The organism is Klebsiella sp. 64 (assembly GCF_018223915.1).
Taxonomy (GTDB): Bacteria; Pseudomonadota; Gammaproteobacteria; order Enterobacterales; family Enterobacteriaceae; genus Klebsiella; species Klebsiella pneumoniae.
Window position 1 is genome coordinate 37,763 of record NZ_JAGRQZ010000016.1, and the last position, 18,375, is coordinate 56,137.

The window sequence follows — 18,375 nt, forward strand, 5'->3', positions numbered from 1 at the left end:
TGACCAGGGTAAGAAAATGCAGCCAACGCATCACCAGTGCGAAGTATGACGCGCATTTACCATTCGGCGACAGATCCATCCTCATACCGCCACAACGGATTTCGCCAGTCCGGCGCGTTTTTACTTAACTCAATCACGCGGGCCTCATCAATTTCCACGCCCAGCCCCGGCTTCATCAGAGGTTTAAAGAAGCCGCCTTCCATATTGAAATCTTCTTTGTTTTTCACAAAATCAAGCAGTTCGGCGCCTTTGTTGTAATGGATCCCCATGCTCTGCTCCTGGAAGACCGCGTTATGCGAAACGAAATCAACGTGCAGACAGGCTGCCAGCGCGATCGGTCCCAGCGGACAGTGCGGCGCCAGCCCAACGTCATAGGCTTCCGCCATGCCGGCAATTTTATAGCATTCGGTAATACCGCCTGCGTGCGACAGATCGGGTTGTAAAATAGCCACCCCGCCCGCTTCCAGGACCCGTTTAAATTCAAAGCGCGAAAACATACGTTCGCCGGCGGCAATGGGAATATGGGTTTGCGCCGCCAGCCGCGGATAATATTCCGCCTGCTCGGCTAATACCGGTTCCTCAATAAATAATGGGCGATATGGCTCCAGCTCTTTAATTAATACCTTAGCCATCGGCGCGCTAACGCGGCCATGAAAATCGAGACCAAACTCAATTTCATTGCCAAACGCTTCGCGGATTTGCGCCACGGTATTCACCGCCGCGTCAACCGCGCGGGAATTATCAATGATACCCATCTCTTCGCAGCCGTTTAATTTAAAGGTATCGAAACCAATGCCGCGCAGCTTCTTAATCCCGTCAATCACTTCGGCGGGGCGGTCGCCGCCCACCCAGCTGTAGGCTTTAATTTTGTCGCGCACCAGCCCGCCCATCAGTTGCCACACCGGGGCATTCAGGACCTTACCTTTAATATCCCATAGCGCCTGATCAATACCGGCGATGGCGCTCATCATAATCGGGCCGCCGCGATAAAAGCCGCCGCGGTACATTACCTGCCACAGGTCATTAATCCGCGCCGGATCCTGACCAATCAGGTAATCGCCAAATTCATGAACGGCTGCCTCCACCGTACGGGCGCGCCCTTCAATCACCGGTTCGCCCCAGCCGACGATGCCTTCATCGGTTTCAATCTTCAGGAACATCCAACGCGGAGGTAAACGGTACGTGGTGATATTGGTTATTTTCATTTCACTGCCTCTCGATACGCTTTTACGAATGCGGCTGCCTGCTGCGCGGTACGTTCAACCGACTGGCCGGCACGATAGAGATCGCTACCCAATCCTGCCCCAACACAGCCGGCATTAATCCACTGCGCCAGGTTTTCCGGCGTCACGCCGCCAACGGCAAAGACCGGAACCTCGGGCGGCAGCACGGCTTTCAACGCTTTGATGTAATCCGGGCCAAAAGCCGATGACGGGAAAATTTTTAGCGCCTGCGCACCGGCATCCAAGGCGCTGAAGGCTTCGCTGGCGGTGGCGCAGCCTGGACACACGGTCATGCCGTAACCCACCGCTCGCCGGATCACTTCCGGTTGAATGTTTGGCGTCACAATCAGCCGACAGCCCATGGCCGCCAGCCTGTCGACCTGCTCCGGTTGCAGCACGGTGCCCGCGCCGATAAGCGCCTGCCCGCCGTAAGCGTCGACGACCTGCGGAATACTTTTCTCCCACTGCGGCGAGTTCAGCGGGATTTCAACCGCGTCGAAACCGGCGTCGATAACGGCGCCAACGTGAGCCAGCGCCTCGTCTGGCGTAATACCGCGCAGGATAGCGATAAGTGGAAGGTTAGTTTGCCACTGCATAAGCGATGCTCCTTATTCCTGTCTGAAATGCCGTATCGCCCGCAACCGCGCTGACTTCGCGGCCAATGGCGGCGAATGCCTGCTGATAGCGGGATGTTAACGATGACCCAGCGACGAGACTGATCGCCTGCTGTCCGGCGAATGTGTCGCTGAGGGTGGCAACTTCAGCGCCAATCAGCAGGCCGGAAAGAAATTCGCTAACCTGCTCGCGAGGCAGCGCGCCCAGCACGTGCGAAGCGCGAACTTCAAACAGCTGCGGCAGGACGGCGGGGTTGTTGATACCGCGCTGCAGACCTGCCGCGAATGCGGCAGCGGACGTTTCCTGCGGCGGTAAGCCGGCGCCCACCAGCGAGTGCTGAAGCAACAGATGATGCAATTCACCGGTCAAAACGGTACGAAAATCGTGAATTTGCCGGCGATCGGCCAGTACCCACTTGCAGTGGGTTCCCGGCATCACGTAGACAGACGAAGGGGCTAAGGCGCGAGCGCCCAGCAGCTGCGTTTCTTCCCCACGCATGACGTTATGGTTATCGTCACGGGAAACGCAAAGGCCGGGAATTATCCAGATATTATCGCCAACGGCAGTTAACTGCTGGCCAATATCCGAGAAAGCGGCAGGAAGCGGCAAATAAGGGGCGATTTTCCAGCCCACGTTGCTGCCGACCATCCCTGCCATCACCACCGGTGTGGCGCCATCGCGCCAGTGCTGTGTGATTTCCGCTAACACCGCAGCGGGAGAGCGACCATTCAGGCGCGTTACGCCTGCTTCAGATTGCCTGCTTTCCAGGCATTCTTCGCCCTGATAAAGCCAGGCACGTAAATTCGTCGATCCCCAATCTATTGCGATGTAGCGAGCCGTCATGTGATTTCCTTAAGCCTTCGTGTCGAGCTGGCGATCATCGTCAACGCCGCCTGCTCCGCCGCGTCGCTATCCTGATGCCGAATGGCGTCAAATAGCGCTTTATGTTCCTGGAGGGTTTTCGGCATGTTGCCTTCATCGCCCATCCAGGTCCGTTCAAATACCGCCCGCTGCAGCGAACTGATCGCCACGCTAAGCTGCTGCAAAACCGGGTTATGTACTGACTGCAGCACCGCCTCGTGGTAGCGAATATCCGCTTCGTTAAAGGCATCCCGGTTTTGGTTGTTGGCGATCATGTCATTGAGCGCCGACTCGATTTCCGCTAGATCGCTTGAGGTGGCGCGTTCCGCCGCCCAACGCGCGATGGCGGGTTCAACCAGGTTGCGCACTTCACTCATCGCGCTGATAAGACGCGGGTCATAGTCACTTTCCAGTACCCACTGCAGCACCTCGGTGTCGAGGTAGTTCCACTGGTTTCTGGGAGCGACAAACGCGCCGCGATAGCGCTTCATTTCAATCAGCCGCTTCGCCATCAGGGAACGAAACACTTCACGAATGATGTTGCGCGAGGTTTCAAACTCCTCACAGAGTTCCGCTTCGGCCGGAAGCGCCGAACCCGGGACGTATTTACCGCTGACGATCTGTTTGCCCAGCGAGATCACAATGCGATCGGTCTTATTGAGAGTCATGGAGAGTCCTTGTGCTCTATGTGTACTGCTCTACTTTACCGTCGCTGCTGAATTTCGCCTCATGTTTGTACTACTAACATGATGCTGTACGTTATCAACATGAGCGTAATGTAGTACAACATTATTGTGTTGTACTACAATTTGGATCACAAAAAGAACAATTCATGAAAACTAAAGCGCAGCGGCCCTGACAAGAGGCGATAAGAGAGAAAATTAAGGGGAGGAGGCGTTAAAACGCTTCGCCGACCTGGAAGTAAAAGCCGCTGCTGCCATTGCCGATACCGTAGTCGAGGCGAACATTAACGCGAGGTTTGAATTCAAAGCGGTAGCCAACGCCCGCCGAAGGCAGCCAGCGGCCATTATTCAGCGACGACAGTGAGGGCCCCATGGTTCCCGCCCCGGCCCAGGCGACAATCCCGTGCCGCCAGGTGAGCTGCCGGCGATATTCCAGCTGACCGCTGACGACGTTTTTATCCCGGTAGCGCCCCTGGTAGTAGCCGCGCATCCGTTCATCGCTGCCGAGCAGCGGCATCATGCTCCACGGTACCTCGCCCTGGGTGAAGGCGCCATCGGCCTCCCAGGCGAGCACGCTTTTCTCGCTCAGGGCATGATAATGGCTATAGTGCGGCTGAAATTCCTCAAAGCGGGTATCGCTACCTAATCCGGGCGCATAGTGGGTATAGCGGAGGTTGGCATACTGACCCCGGCGCGGGTTAGGGACAAAGTCGCGATCGTCCCAGTTGATATCGATGCTGGCGCCGGAGCTGAATACCGACGGCCCCTGCGGAGTGTTTTCTATCTTCGGCCGATCGTCATGGTCCATCTCATCGGCATTCTGCGCCGCCAGCGACCATCCCGCCCCGAGATAAACATGATCGATAAGCTGCCGATAAAGTGTGGGTCGCAGGGTCAGTACCTGGGCGGTATACTTCTCTTTTTCATTGTCTTTATCTCCGGCATGAAAACCCTGCCCCCAATAATAAGTGGGCGTATTGGCTATCGACCCGTCGACAAAAACGCGCCACAGATCACGATCGAAAAAGGTGTAGTTTTTCACGTTGAGGCCAAAGGCGCCGGTAGAGCTGGCGTAGCCGCTGAGCGTCAGGGTCGAGTTCTGGCTGGTGGTATCCTGCGGGTCGGGACGATACAGGCCGACGACAGCGGTGCCAATGCCCAACCCTAGTTCCGGCGTATAGAACGGACCGGGCATCACGCCCCAGTCGATGCCTTTGCTGGCGTCGAACTTATCGCTGGCGCCGAGATGCTGCAGCCAGCCGTCGATTTTCTCGCGGCTGAGCGCCTCGGCCTGGCTGCCTGTCGGGCAGACCATCAGCAGCAGAAAAGTGATAAACAGTCGGCTCAAAAGCGATACTCGCCGGCAATAAAGAAACTGTTACGTTCGGCAAAGCCAAACTCGGTAGTAATATTAAAATTCTGCGTCAGCTCGTATTGCGCACCCACCAGAACGTTCCATGGCGACTGCAGATGCTGCTTCACATCGAAGCGACCGTTATTGTCCTGGTTGGCCAGATTAACCATATTCTGCAGCATCGGCGACGGCATCGAGAGATCGCTGAGGCTGCCTTTAAACTCCTGCTGCACATCCTGATACATGCTGCCAACCCACAGATTTAGCTTTCCGGCGGGGAGATGCAGCGCATCGACCGATGGCGTACTGAAACGATAGCCAACGCGCGGCGAAAAGGTAAGCGCATCGATGCTGCCGTCGAGGATATCAAAGCGCGTTTGCGTGTAGTTGGCGTCCAGCACGGTAAACCAATTGCCGACGCCGCCCACCAGGGTGGTGCCCATCCCGTAGGTAGTACCTTTAAAATCGAGACGAAAGTCGAGATCCTGCATCCCCGGCAGGGGCACCACTTTACCGTTCGGTCCCTTCAGGCCGACAGCTATCTGCGAAATTGAATGCCCTTCGGTGTGCCCCACCAGGCCATAAACGTTCATAAACGGCAGCAGCCAGGCATCCAGCTTGAGCGTCTCGGTTTTGCTGCTTTCCCGCGTATGACCGACGCCAATCTGGAAAGCGTTATCCAGCGAGACCGGCCCATTAGCGAAAATGTTATTCACGGCGTGCTTGCAGACAGGATCCTTACCGCAATCGATATTGCGGCCATCCAGCGACAGCCCGGTGAAGTTTATGCTGTCGACATTAATATTCTGCCGCATATCCATATAGTTAATGCTGACGCCAAACGGCAGCGGCAGGACGTAGCCGCGCTTTCTGGCCTCATCGCCTAGCAAAGGGAGTAGCGAGGACGATGCTGCGGCCGCAGGCTGGCGACTTTCTGGCGCCGGCAGATCCGCGGGCTCTGCGCCGTGATAGGCATACGCCGGTTCGAGCGGCGCCGTTGGTTCCGCGGCCGCGCAAATCTGAACAGAGGCGAATGGCAGCGTAACCAACATCAAACGGTGGTATATATTCATGAAAAGTATGATGTTAGTTCTGAGTTGCTAAAAAGAGGGCGGGTAGCTTATAGAATCCCCTGCAAGGATTGAGGGATTTAAATGCGGATTAACATCTGTTCATGAAAAAAGAGAAGACAGACCCGGCGAACGCCGGGCCGGAAAGAAGTTTACGCTAAAACGTATTTTTCAATGGCGAAGGCAACGCCATCTTCAAGGTTCGATTTGGTGATGAAGTTCGCCGCTTCTTTGACCGCAGGAATGGCGTTATCCATTGCCACGCCGACGCCGGCAAATTCAATCATCGCGATATCATTTTCCTGATCGCCAATCGCCATAATCTCTTCCGGCTTGATGCCCAGCGCATCGGCCAGCGACTTCACGCCAGTGCCTTTATTGACGCGTTTATCCAGTATTTCGAGGAAGTAAGGCGCACTTTTCAGCACGGTGTACTTCTCTTTCACTTCCGCTGGAATACGGGCGATGGCCTGGTCGAGGATTGCCGGCTCATCAATCATCATCACTTTCAGCAGCTGGATCTCAGGATCCATTTTCTCCGCTTCGCAGAACACCAGCGGAATGGTTGCCACATAGGATTCGTGGACGGTGTAGTAGCTGATATCGCGGTTCGCGGTATACAGCGTATTGCGATCCAGCGCATGGAAGTGGGAGCCGACCTCGCGGGAGATCTGCTCAAGGAAGCGATAGTCGTCATAGCTCAGCGCGGTTTGCGCGACGGTGCTTCCGTCACCAGCCTTCTGCACCAGCGCGCCATTGTAGGTAATGCAGTAATCACCCGGCTGCTCCATATGCAGCTCTTTCAAATAGCTGTGGACGCCAGCGTAAGGGCGACCGGTGGTCAGCACCACGTTAACACCGCGCTCGCGCGCCGCGGCGATGGCGGCTTTCACCGCTGGAGAGATGGTATGGTCGGGCAGCAGCAGCGTGCCGTCCATATCGATTGCAATCAGTTTAATAGCCATAGGGTCCCCGGGTAAGATGAGTCTCCCCTCATGCTAACGCGATTCCGCTCAAAAAACAGTAAAAGTGTCGGCCAGAAAGGGGGATGGAACCGCAGCAGCGGATTCCTCTTTTAGCGGCAAAAGAAAAGCCCGATCGCGCGATGCGACCGGGCTTATACATCCTGTTGCCCCGGTAAAACTCGTTACCGGGAAACATGCGGCTTAAATATCGATATTCGCCGCTTTCAGGGCATTCTCTTCGATAAACGCGCGACGCGGCTCAACGGCATCACCCATCAGGGTGGTGAACAGCTGATCGGCAGCGATGGCATCCTTGACGGTCACGCGCAACATGCGACGGCTGTCCGGATCCATGGTGGTTTCCCACAGCTGATCCGGGTTCATCTCGCCCAGACCTTTATAGCGCTGGATGGAGAGACCGCGACGGGACTCTTTCACCAGCCAGTCCAGGGCCTGCTCGAAGCTGGCTACCGGCTGACGACGTTCGCCGCGCTCGATGTAAGCATCTTCTTCCATCAGGCCGCGCAGTTTCTCGCCCAGGGCACAAATACGACGATATTCCGGCCCCATAATGAACTCGTTATCCAGCGGATAGTCGGTATCCACGCCGTGGGTACGTACGCGAATAACCGGCTCAAAATGCTGCAGTTCTTTGTTCTCGTGGAGATCGAATTTCCACTGGCTGCCGTGCTGTTCTTTCTCGTTCAGCTCGGAGACCAGGGTGTTCACCCAGCGGGTCACCTTCTGCTCGTCCGCCAGGTCGGCCTCGGTCAGGGTCGGCTGATAGATAAGCTCTTTCAGCAGCGCTTTCGGGAAGCGGCGCTCCATGCGGCCAATCATTTTCTGGGTGGCATTGAACTCGGCAACCAGTTTTTCCAGCGGTTCGCCCGCCAGCGCCGGCGCATTGGCGTTGGTGTGCAGGGTCGCACCGTCGAGCGCGATGGAGATCTGATACTGATCCATCGCTTCGTCGTCTTTAATGTACTGTTCCTGCTTGCCTTTCTTCACTTTGTACAGCGGCGGCTGGGCAATGTAGACGTGGCCGCGCTCGACGATCTCCGGCATCTGACGATAGAAGAAGGTCAACAGCAGGGTACGAATGTGCGAGCCGTCGACGTCCGCATCGGTCATGATGATGATGCTGTGGTAGCGCAGTTTATCCGGATTGTACTCATCGCGACCGATACCGCAGCCCAGCGCGGTGATCAGCGTCGCCACTTCCTGGGAAGAGAGCATTTTATCGAAGCGGGCTTTCTCAACGTTAAGGATTTTACCCTTCAGCGGCAGGATCGCCTGGTTCTTGCGGTTACGACCCTGTTTAGCAGAGCCGCCCGCGGAGTCCCCTTCCACCAGGTACAGTTCGGACAGCGCCGGGTCGCGCTCCTGGCAATCCGCCAGTTTGCCCGGCAGGCCTGCCAGATCCAGCGCGCCTTTACGACGAGTCATCTCACGAGCGCGACGTGCGGCCTCACGGGCGCGCGCGGCGTCAATAATTTTGCCGACCACGATTTTCGCATCGGATGGATTTTCCAGCAGGTATTCGCTCAGCAGTTCGTTCATCTGCTGCTCCACCGCCGATTTCACCTCGGAGGAGACCAGCTTGTCTTTGGTCTGCGAGGAGAATTTCGGATCCGGCACCTTCACGGATACCACGGCAATCAGGCCTTCACGCGCATCGTCGCCGGTGGCGCTGACTTTCGCTTTTTTGCTGTAGCCCTCTTTGTCCATATAGGCGTTAAGGGTACGGGTCATCGCCGCGCGGAAGCCGGCGAGGTGAGTACCGCCGTCACGCTGCGGAATGTTGTTGGTAAAGCAGTAGATGTTTTCCTGGAAGCCGTCGTTCCACTGCAGGGCCACTTCCACGCCGATACCGTCTTTTTCGGTGGAGAAATAGAAAATATTCGGGTGGATCGGCGTTTTGTTCTTGTTGAGATACTCAACGAACGCCTTGATGCCGCCTTCGTAGTGGAAATGGTCTTCTTTGCCATCGCGCTTATCGCGCAGGCGGATAGAGACGCCGGAGTTCAGGAACGACAGCTCGCGCAGGCGTTTCGCCAGGATGTCATATTCAAATTCGGTGACATTGGTGAAGGTTTCCAGGCTTGGCCAGAAACGCACCATGGTGCCGGTTTTGTCGGTTTCGCCAGTCACGGCCAGCGGTGCCTGCGGCACACCGTGTTCGTACATCTGCTTGTGAACTTTGTTATCGCGCTGGATAACCAGCTCCAGCTTCTGCGACAGGGCGTTAACCACCGAGACGCCTACGCCGTGCAGACCGCCGGAAACTTTATAGGAGTTATCATCGAATTTACCGCCAGCGTGCAGGACGGTCATGATAACTTCCGCTGCGGAGACGCCCTCTTCCGGGTGAATGCCGGTCGGGATGCCGCGGCCGTCATCCTGGACGGAGACGGAGTTATCGCTGTGGATGGTGACAACGATATCTTTGCAGTAACCCGCGAGCGCTTCGTCGATAGCGTTATCCACAACCTCGAATACCATGTGGTGCAGACCGGTGCCGTCATCCGTGTCGCCGATATACATACCCGGGCGCTTACGCACCGCATCCAGCCCTTTCAGGACTTTGATACTGGAGGAGTCATAAGAATTCGACATCAACGTTTCTCGCTCATTTAATCTTGGGTTAATCCGTTATTTTACCTTTTTCCACGCGGAACATCTTCGAATTTTTGTCCGACATGTCCATAACGTGTTCAGCGCTGATCGCGCTGACGAAAACCTGCGACTGCGTCGCTTTCAGGCGGCTGGATAACAGACCGCGGCGGGCATCATCAAGTTCCGAGGCAAAATCATCTATCAGGTACAGGCAGCGCCGCCCGCTGACGCGGGTGAGGAACTCTCCTTGCGCCAGACGCAGGGCGCACATCAGCAGCTTAAGCTGCCCGCGCGACAAGGTATCTTCCACCGGCGCTCCGTCGGCGCGAATGCGAAAATCCGCTTTATGCGGGCCGTGGGCGGTGTAGGTTAACATTCTGTCGCGCTCGAAATTCCGCTCCAACACCTCCGCGTAGTCGGTCTCTTTTTCCCAGCCGCGCTGGAAAGAGAAGGTGAGCGTGAATTCCGGTAAAAATTGCTGACAGGTATCCGCCATGTCTTCGACGATAGCGGCGCTGTATTCGGCACGCCAGCGGCTGATCTGCTCCGCCAGCGGGATTAATTCCAGATCCCAAGGCCGCAGCTGGGCATAGCGGCTGACCTGACGCAGCGCGGCGTTGCGCTGCTTGACCAGGCGCTTCAGATTGCTCCAGGCGGTGAAGAATCCGGCTTCGTTATGAAAGCATCCCCAGTCAAGGAATGCTCTTCTGTATTTGGGGCCGCCGTTGAGTAAAGTAAACCCCTCCGGCGTAATCAGCTGCATCGGCATCAGGTGCGCCAGCTCCGCCACTTTGTGGCCGTCGGTGCCGTCGATACGCACCTTGCTGTCGCCCTGTTTGTCTTTGGTCAGGCCGATGGCGGTTTCCCGCTCTTCGCCCTGCAGACGGCCATGCAGAACAAACGCATCCTGCTCGTGGCGGATCACCCGGCCAATTTGCAAACTGCGAAATGCCCGGCCGTGGCCAAGCGTGTAGATAGCTTCCAGCACGCTGGTTTTGCCGCTGCCGTTCGCGCCAACCAGGAAGTTAAAGCCGGGAGATAAAGCGAGATCCGCATGTTCAATATTGCGGAAGTCTTTGATCAAGAGTCGGGATAGCGACATATCAGCTCGTCATCATTCAAGGGGCGTGGGTGTCGCAGCCAGTTCGTCTACCGCCAGCGCGCAGAAAGCGGAGCGTACACGAAGTACGTGAGCATTTGCTCGCTCCGCTCGTCCTTCGGACCGTCTTACAGACGTCCAAAACGCATAGCGTTTTGTCGAGCACTGCCGGAAGGCGAAATGGCAAGTAAACCAGCCCCTTTGCAGATTCTACAATCGCATAGGCATGACAACGTAGGCTGCGGATTGAGAGGCCGCATCCTCAATCTGCACGCTCGACACCGAATCCGTCAGCAGAATGCGTACATTCTCGCACTTCAGCGCATTCAGCACATCCAGCACATAGCTAACGTTGAAGCCAATCTCCATCTCCGTTCCGGCGTAGGTCACATCCAGAATCTCTTCCGCTTCTTCCTGTTCCGGGTTATTGGCGGTGATTTTCAGCTGGTTTTCGCTAACGTACAGCCGCACGCCGCGGAATTTCTCGTTGGAGAGAATCGCCGCGCGCGCAAAAGCCTGCTTCAGAATATCGCAGCCCGCTTCGAGGTGTTTATCCGGATTTTTCGGCAATACGCGGCGATAATCCGGGAAACGGCCATCAACCAGCTTAGAGGTGAAGATAAAATCTCCAACGTGGGCGCGGATATTGTTGCTGCCAATCTGCACGCGCAGCGGGGTATCGCCGCCGTCGAGCATCCGCATCAGCTCAATCACCCCTTTACGCGGCACGATCACCGAATGGTTCGGCAGCGACGCTTCCAGCGGCATCGAACAGACCGCCAGGCGGTGACCATCGGTGGCCACCGTGCGCAGTTCGCTGCCTTCGGTTTCAAACAGCATGCCGTTTAAGTAGTAACGAACATCCTGGTGCGCCATCGAGAACTGGGTGGCTTCGATCAGACGCTTCATGGTCGCCTGCGGCAGGGTAAACTCCACTTCACTCTGCCAGTCATCCAGATTCGGGAAATCGGCGGCGGGCAGGGTCGACAGCGAGAAGCGGCTGCGGCCGGAACGCACCAGCATGCGATCGCCTTCCAACTGAACCGCGATCTCCGCGCCTTCCGGCAGGCCGCGGCAGATATCAAAGAATTTCCGTGCCGGAACGGTCGTTGCGCCCGCTTCGTGCGGCTGAACCAGCGCCACGCGCGCCACCATCTCCATTTCAAGATCGGTACCGGTCAGCGACAGCGCGCCGTCCGCGACCTGAAGCAGCAGGTTACCGAGAATGGGCAGCGTCGGACGACCACCTAACGGACCGCTCACCTGTTGCAGCGGTTTTAATAAATGTTCACGTTCTACGGTAAATTTCATAGCGTCACGAGGATAATGTTCTGATTAAATTGGAAAAATCTTCTTTAATGTCGTGGCTTTCTTCACGCAGCTGCTCAATCTTGCGGCAGGCGTGCAGCACGGTGGTATGGTCTCGGCCGCCAAACGCATCGCCGATTTCCGGCAGGCTGTGGTTGGTCAGCTCTTTGGCCAGCGCCATCGCCATCTGGCGAGGACGCGCCACCGAACGGGAGCGGCGTTTGGACAGCAGATCCGCTACCTTAATCTTGTAGTACTCCGCCACCGTCTTTTGAATATTGTCGATGGTGACCAGTTTTTCCTGCAGCGCCAGCAGATCGCGCAGCGCTTCGCGCACGAAATCGATGGTGATCGCCCGGCCGGTGAAGTTGGCGTTGGCGATAACGCGATTCAGCGCCCCCTCCAGCTCACGCACGTTCGAGCGCAGACGCTTGGCAATAAAGAACGCCACTTCGCCCGGCAGGCGGATGTCGTTCTCGTCGGCTTTTTTCATCAGGATCGCGACGCGGGTTTCCAGCTCCGGCGGCTCGATCGCCACCGTCAGCCCCCAGCCGAAGCGGGATTTTAGACGATCCTCAACGCCGTTGATCTCTTTTGGATAACGATCCGACGTCAGGATGATCTGCTGATTACCTTCCAGAAGCGCATTGAAGGTGTGGAAAAACTCTTCCTGGGATCGTTCTTTATTGGCAAAGAACTGAATGTCATCGATCAGCAGGGCGTCAACGGAGCGGTAGTAACGCTTAAACTCTTCGATGGCGTTGTTCTGCAGCGCTTTAACCATGTCCTGAACGAAACGCTCAGAGTGCATATAGACCACTTTCGCGTTCGGCTTACGCGCCACAATGCCGTTGCCCACCGCGTGCAGCAGGTGAGTTTTACCCAGACCCGTCCCGCCATAGAGGAACAGGGGGTTGTAGGCGCCGCCCGGGTTATCCGCCACCTGACGCGCCGCCGCGCGGGCCAGCTGGTTAGATTTACCTTCGACGAAGTTATCAAACGTGTGTTTCACGTTAACGTTAGAGCGGTAGGTCGGCTCCGCCGGCGCCGGGACATTATCCCAGCCAGGGCGCACGATCGTCGGCGCCGCGCGCGCGGTCTGCACCTGCGCCGCCGGAATGGCCGCCGCAGCCGGGCTTACCGCCCCTTTCTGCAGCGAGCTGGCGGGCTTAGCGCCCACCTCAAAACGCAGCTGCGGGGCGTCCGCACCGCAAAAATCATTGAGGAGTCCATTGATATTATTGAGGTATTTGTCCCTTACCCAGTCGAGCACAAAACGGTTTGGCGCATACAGTGCCAGCGTGTTATCGCTCAGTTCCGCCTGCAATGGGCGGATCCACATGCTGAATTCTGTGGCTGGTAACTCATCCTGCAATCGGGCAAGACACTGCTGCCAAAGCGAAAGTGACACGGCGGACTCCACTCGAACATAAAATCGATATCAAAGAAAAACTGAAACAATCGTGATTGTTGGCACACGTCGACAAGACCCTGCATTAGCCGAAAAGCCCCTGCACAAAAGGGGTGACGTGCGAACCGCTATCTGCGGTTATTACCCGCTGCGGATCCGGGGATCGCGATCGGGACCGGGGATCATAGCCTAAACTGAGAAAGAGATCTTGTGTTTCTCAACAGATTCTTCCCGATTTATCCACAGGAAGGATCGAAACCGGGTAAGTGTAATCGATCCTGCGGGGAGTGAAGCACGATTTCCGCCGCATATTGGAAAAATTAATGAGCTATGCCGCTTTTGGGCGGAAACGATCTAATAAAGATCCTTGTGGATCCTTGCGCTTTACTGGCCAGGCCGTATAATCCCCCACCCGGCGCGTAATGCCCGTTTTCGTCACGCGTCTCAGCTTATTTTTTGTGCGACGAGGTGCGAGAAATAAGGAAAGAGAATTGACTCCGGAGTGTACAATTATTACAATCCGGCCTCTTTAATCACCCACGCTGAGGCGTAAGTCGTTCGAAGTTCGTTCGGGTCTACGCAAAAGTCAGTGAATTTATTCAAGTTTAGGTAGAAATCGCCATGAAACGCACTTTTCAACCGTCTGTACTGAAGCGCAACCGTTCTCACGGCTTCCGTGCTCGTATGGCTACTAAAAATGGTCGTCAGGTTCTGGCACGTCGTCGTGCTAAAGGCCGCGCTCGTCTGACCGTTTCCAAGTAATAAAGCTAACCCTGCGTGGTTAAGCTCGCATTTCCCAGGGAGTTACGCTTGTTAACTCCCAGTCATTTCACTTTCGTCTTCCAGCAGCCACAACGGGCTGGCACGCCGCAAATCACCATCCTCGGCCGCCTGAATTCGCTGGGGCATCCCCGCATCGGTCTCACCGTCGCCAAGAAAAACGTGAAACGCGCACATGAACGCAATCGGATTAAACGTCTGACGCGTGAAAGTTTTCGTTTGCGTCAACATGAACTCCCGCCAATGGATTTCGTGGTGGTGGCGAAAAGAGGGGTTGCCGACCTCGATAACCGTGCTCTCTCGGAAGCGTTGGAAAAATTATGGCGCCGCCATTGTCGCCTGGCTCGCGGGTCCTGATCGGCCTGATTCGAGTTTATCAGCGCCTGATTAGTCCGCTACTCGGGCCGCATTGTCGTTTCACCCCAACCTGTTCTCAATACGGAATTGAGGCCTTACGCAGGTTTGGAGTGATAAAAGGCAGTTGGTTGACGATGAAACGCGTATTAAAATGCCACCCTTTACACCCTGGTGGTGACGATCCCGTCCCGCCTGGACCATTTGATACCAGAGAACACTAACGATGGATTCGCAACGCAATCTTCTTATCATCGCTTTGTTGTTCGTGTCTTTCATGATCTGGCAAGCCTGGGAGCAGGACAAAAATCCGCAGCCCCAGCAGCAGACCACGCAGACTACGACCACAGCAGCGGGTAGCGCCGCCGACCAGGGCGTACCGGCCAGTGGCCAGGGGAAACTGATTACGGTTAAAACCGACGTGCTTGAGCTGACTATCAACACCAACGGTGGCGATATTGAGCAGGCGCTGCTTCTGGCGTATCCAAAAACGCTGAAATCGACCGAACCGTTCCAGTTACTGGAAACCACGCCGCAGTTTGTCTACCAGGCGCAGAGCGGCTTAACCGGCCGTGACGGTCCGGATAACCCGGCAAACGGCCCGCGTCCGCTGTACAACGTCGATAAAGAGGCGTTTGTGCTGGCCGATGGCCAGGATGAGCTCGTTATCCCGCTGACCTACACTGACAAAGCCGGCAACGTCTTCACCAAAACCTTCACCCTGAAGCGCGGTGGCTATGCGGTGAACGTGGGTTACAGCGTGCAGAATGCCAGCGAGAAGCCTCTGGAAGTCTCAACCTTCGGTCAGCTGAAGCAGACCGCTGCGCTGCCGACCAGTCGCGATACGCAGACCGGTGGCCTGTCCACGATGCATACTTTCCGTGGCGCCGCGTTCTCCACTGCGGATTCGAAATACGAGAAATATAAATTCGATACCATTCTGGATAACGAAAACCTGAACGTCAGCACCAAAAACGGTTGGGTTGCCATGCTGCAGCAGTACTTCACCACCGCATGGGTGCCGCGGAATAACGGGACGAATAACTTCTACACCGCCAACCTCGGCAACGGCGTTGTCGCTATTGGCTACAAATCGCAGCCGGTACTGGTGCAGCCAGGCCAGACCGACAAACTGCAGAGCACGCTGTGGGTCGGCCCGGCTATTCAGGACAAAATGGCTGCCGTTGCGCCGCACCTGGATCTGACCGTCGACTACGGCTGGCTGTGGTTCATCTCCCAACCGCTGTTCAAGCTGCTGAAATTCATCCACAGCTTCCTCGGCAACTGGGGCTTCTCGATCATCGTTATCACCTTTATCGTTCGTGGCATCATGTACCCGCTGACCAAAGCGCAGTACACCTCGATGGCGAAGATGCGCATGCTGCAGCCGAAGATTCAGGCCATGCGTGAGCGTCTGGGCGACGATAAACAACGTCAAAGCCAGGAGATGATGGCGCTGTATAAAGCGGAAAAAGTAAACCCGCTGGGCGGCTGCTTCCCGCTGATTATTCAGATGCCGATCTTCCTTGCGCTGTATTACATGCTGAGCGCCTCGGTTGAACTGCGTCATGCGCCGTTTATCCTGTGGATCCACGACCTGTCTGCTCAGGACCCGTACTACATCCTGCCGATCATCATGGGCGCGACCATGTTCTTCATCCAGAAGATGTCGCCGACCACCGTGACCGACCCAATGCAGCAGAAGATCATGACCTTTATGCCGGTCATCTTCACGGTGTTCTTCCTGTGGTTCCCGTCTGGCCTGGTGGTGTACTACATCGTCAGCAACCTGGTCACCATTATTCAGCAGCAGCTGATTTACCGTGGTCTGGAGAAACGTGGCCTGCATAGCCGCGAGAAGAAGAAATCCTGATACTCTTCATTCTTCAAGCCGCAGATGCGTTGGCTTCATTAGTTCGCCCCAGTCACTTACTACAGTAAGCTCCTGGGGCCTCACTAACTTGCCGCCTTTCTGCAACTTGAATTATTTCGAGTATCTACGGTAGCGTTAATGCCAGAGAAGGCGGTCAATGGACCGCCTTTTTTACATCTACATAGAGAGTCACCATGAGCCATAACGACACTATCGTCGCCCAGGCAACCCCTCCGGGACGCGGGGGTGTGGGCATCCTGCGTATCTCCGGCCTTAAGGCGCGCGACGTCGCGCAGGCGGTGCTGGGCAAGCTGCCGAAGCCGCGCTATGCCGACTACCTGCCGTTCAACGACGTTGACGGTACCCCGCTGGATCAGGGGATTGCGCTGTGGTTCCCCGGGCCGAACTCCTTTACCGGGGAAGATGTGCTTGAGCTGCAGGGCCACGGCGGCCCGGTCATTCTCGACCTGCTGCTTAAACGTATTCTGACCCTGCCGGGCCTGCGCATCGCCAGGCCGGGTGAGTTTTCCGAGCGCGCGTTCCTCAACGACAAGCTCGATCTGGCGCAGGCAGAGGCCATCGCCGACCTTATCGACGCCAGTTCAGAGCAGGCGGCGCGCTCGGCGCTGAATTCGCTGCAGGGGGCGTTCTCCGCGCGGGTGAATCATCTTGTGGAAGCGCTCACTCACCTGCGCATCTACGTGGAAGCGGCCATTGACTTCCCGGATGAAGAAATCGATTTCCTTTCCGACGGCAAAATTGAAGCCCAGCTGAACGAGGTGATGGCCGATCTCGACGCCGTCCGCGCGGAAGCTCGTCAGGGCAGCCTGCTGCGCGAAGGGATGAAAGTGGTGATCGCCGGGCGGCCAAATGCCGGTAAATCAAGCCTGCTGAACGCCCTGGCGGGCCGCGAAGCGGCGATCGTCACCGATATCGCCGGTACCACCCGCGACGTGCTACGCGAGCATATCCATATCGACGGCATGCCGCTGCATATCATCGATACCGCAGGCCTGCGCGATGCTAATGACGAAGTGGAACGTATCGGCATCGAGCGCGCCTGGCAGGAGATTGCCCAGGCCGATCGGGTGCTGTTTATGGTCGATGGCACCACCACCAGCGCCGTTGACCCGGCGGAGATCTGGCCAGACTTTATCGAGCGCCTGCCCGCTAAATTGCCGATTACCGTGGTGCGCAATAAAGCCGATGTCACCGGCGAAGCGCTCGGTATCAGCGAAGTAAATGGCCACTCACTTATTCGCCTGTCGGCACGTACCGGCGACGGCGTGGAGGTGCTACGTAACCACCTCAAGCAGAGCATGGGCTTCGATACCAATATGGAAGGCGGCTTCCTCGCCCGCCGCCGTCACCTGCAGGCCCTGGAAGAGGCGGCGAACCATCTGCAGCAAGGCAAAGCCCAGCTGCTGGGCGCCTGGGCCGGCGAGCTGCTGGCGGAAGAGCTGCGCCTCGCGCAGCAGGCGCTGAGCGAGATCACCGGGGAGTTCACTTCCGATGATCTGCTGGGCCGCATCTTCTCCAGCTTCTGTATCGGCAAATAACGTTTAGTCCGTAAACGTTCACTCACCCGCATTAACGCCGCGTTAATGCGGGTTTTTTCTTGCCCTTTGCGGCGCAACGTTCTCTACTTTTATCTCCCCCTCTGCCGCGAGACTAAAACATGACCGTTGAATATACCGTGATCGAGAAGGTGCCCTCCGCCGAAGCGTTTTGCCACCTGCGGGTAGCCGCCGGCATGTCGCCGCGCCCCCTGGAAGGCGCCAGAGCCGGACTGCCGCATAGCTGTTATGGCGTACATATCCTCTGGCAGGAGACGCCGATCGCGATGGGACGCATCGTCGGCGACGGCGCGATTAATTTCGATATTGTCGACGTCGCCGTCGATCCGGCTCACCAGGGAAAAGGCCTTGGCCGGCTGGTGATGGAGAAGCTGGTCGCCTGGCTGGACGCTAACGCCTTTGATGGCGCCTACGTTACGCTGGTGGCGGATGTGCCGGAACTGTACGCGAAGTTCGGCTTCGAAAGCGTTCGCCCGGAGAGCGAGGGGATGGCCCGCGTCTGGCGAACCCGCAGTCGTTAGCTCGCATTTCCTGCCAGGAAAAGAGCGTTGTCCAAATGGCAACTCGTCTTACGGCGCGTTCCTCA

The 18,375-nt window shown here is 56.7% G+C and carries 17 protein-coding genes; 6 read left to right on the forward strand and 11 right to left on the reverse strand.

The features are described from left to right. Positions 1–56: 56 nt before the first annotated feature. The 11 genes from dgoD to dnaA form a co-directional block, all read right to left on the reverse strand. Positions 57–1,205, reverse strand: coding sequence for a galactonate dehydratase (gene dgoD, locus KHQ23_RS12415; protein ID WP_004150286.1), 1,149 nt, complete (start codon positions 1,203–1,205; stop codon positions 57–59). Next, entirely contained in the window at positions 1,202–1,819 is a 618-nt protein-coding gene (locus tag KHQ23_RS12420) for a 2-dehydro-3-deoxy-6-phosphogalactonate aldolase (RefSeq protein WP_038992262.1), read from the reverse strand. The genes dgoD and KHQ23_RS12420 overlap by 4 nt, the downstream gene beginning before the upstream one ends. After that, positions 1,803–2,681, reverse strand: a complete 879-nt coding sequence (locus tag KHQ23_RS12425; protein ID WP_004145083.1) for a 2-dehydro-3-deoxygalactonokinase — start codon at positions 2,679–2,681, stop codon at positions 1,803–1,805. The genes KHQ23_RS12420 and KHQ23_RS12425 overlap by 17 nt, the downstream gene beginning before the upstream one ends. Beyond that, positions 2,678–3,367 (reverse strand): D-galactonate utilization transcriptional regulator DgoR, encoded by a 690-nt coding sequence (gene dgoR, locus KHQ23_RS12430; RefSeq protein WP_025367790.1) that lies wholly within the window; start codon positions 3,365–3,367, stop codon positions 2,678–2,680. Before dgoR ends, KHQ23_RS12425 begins: the two co-directional genes overlap by 4 nt. Before the next feature lie 229 nt (positions 3,368–3,596). Then, complete coding sequence (locus KHQ23_RS12435) at positions 3,597–4,730, reverse strand: BamA/TamA family outer membrane protein (protein ID WP_025367789.1); 1,134 nt, start codon at positions 4,728–4,730, stop codon at positions 3,597–3,599. After that, entirely contained in the window at positions 4,727–5,809 is a 1,083-nt protein-coding gene (locus KHQ23_RS12440; RefSeq protein ID WP_009485044.1) for a hypothetical protein, read from the reverse strand. The genes KHQ23_RS12435 and KHQ23_RS12440 overlap by 4 nt, the downstream gene beginning before the upstream one ends. A 149-nt stretch (positions 5,810–5,958) precedes the next feature. Beyond that, positions 5,959–6,771 carry a sugar-phosphatase gene (gene yidA, locus KHQ23_RS12445; protein ID WP_025367788.1) on the reverse strand — a complete coding sequence of 271 codons (813 nt, stop codon included), beginning with the start codon at positions 6,769–6,771 and terminating at the stop codon, positions 5,959–5,961. Between the two features lie 201 nt (positions 6,772–6,972). Beyond that, positions 6,973–9,387 carry a DNA topoisomerase (ATP-hydrolyzing) subunit B gene (gene gyrB / locus KHQ23_RS12450; protein ID WP_004173845.1) on the reverse strand — a complete coding sequence of 805 codons (2,415 nt, stop codon included), beginning with the start codon at positions 9,385–9,387 and terminating at the stop codon, positions 6,973–6,975. A gap of 28 nt (positions 9,388–9,415) precedes the next feature. Continuing rightward, positions 9,416–10,489: a DNA replication/repair protein RecF gene (gene recF / locus KHQ23_RS12455; RefSeq protein WP_004150293.1), complete on the reverse strand. Its 1,074-nt coding sequence runs from the start codon at positions 10,487–10,489 to the stop codon at positions 9,416–9,418. A 207-nt stretch (positions 10,490–10,696) separates the two neighbouring features. After that, positions 10,697–11,797, reverse strand: a complete 1,101-nt coding sequence (gene dnaN / locus KHQ23_RS12460) for a DNA polymerase III subunit beta (protein ID WP_004145090.1) — start codon at positions 11,795–11,797, stop codon at positions 10,697–10,699. Between the two features lie 4 nt (positions 11,798–11,801). After that, positions 11,802–13,205, reverse strand: coding sequence for a chromosomal replication initiator protein DnaA (gene dnaA, locus KHQ23_RS12465; protein WP_004151534.1), 1,404 nt, complete (start codon positions 13,203–13,205; stop codon positions 11,802–11,804). A gap of 621 nt (positions 13,206–13,826) precedes the next feature. On the opposite strand from dnaA, the gene rpmH reads away from it, so the two are divergent. The 6 genes from rpmH (at position 13,827) to KHQ23_RS12495 (ending at position 18,310) form a co-directional block, all read left to right on the forward strand. Then, on the forward strand, positions 13,827–13,967 hold the full coding sequence (rpmH, locus tag KHQ23_RS12470) for a 50S ribosomal protein L34 (RefSeq protein WP_000831330.1): 141 nt from the start codon (positions 13,827–13,829) through the stop codon (positions 13,965–13,967). Between the two features lie 15 nt (positions 13,968–13,982). Further along, entirely contained in the window at positions 13,983–14,342 is a 360-nt protein-coding gene (gene rnpA, locus KHQ23_RS12475; RefSeq protein ID WP_004151535.1) for a ribonuclease P protein component, read from the forward strand. Beyond that, positions 14,306–14,563 (forward strand): membrane protein insertion efficiency factor YidD, encoded by a 258-nt coding sequence (gene yidD, locus KHQ23_RS12480; RefSeq protein ID WP_004151536.1) that lies wholly within the window; start codon positions 14,306–14,308, stop codon positions 14,561–14,563. The genes rnpA and yidD overlap by 37 nt, the downstream gene beginning before the upstream one ends. 2 nt (positions 14,564–14,565) lie before the next feature. Continuing rightward, positions 14,566–16,212: a membrane protein insertase YidC gene (gene yidC / locus KHQ23_RS12485; RefSeq protein WP_004150295.1), complete on the forward strand. Its 1,647-nt coding sequence runs from the start codon at positions 14,566–14,568 to the stop codon at positions 16,210–16,212. Positions 16,213–16,406: 194 nt separating this feature from the next. Next, positions 16,407–17,771, forward strand: a complete 1,365-nt coding sequence (gene mnmE / locus KHQ23_RS12490; protein WP_004186273.1) for a tRNA uridine-5-carboxymethylaminomethyl(34) synthesis GTPase MnmE — start codon at positions 16,407–16,409, stop codon at positions 17,769–17,771. Between the two features lie 119 nt (positions 17,772–17,890). Continuing rightward, positions 17,891–18,310: a GNAT family N-acetyltransferase gene (locus tag KHQ23_RS12495; RefSeq protein ID WP_004151539.1), complete on the forward strand. Its 420-nt coding sequence runs from the start codon at positions 17,891–17,893 to the stop codon at positions 18,308–18,310. Positions 18,311–18,375: the final 65 nt, after the last annotated feature.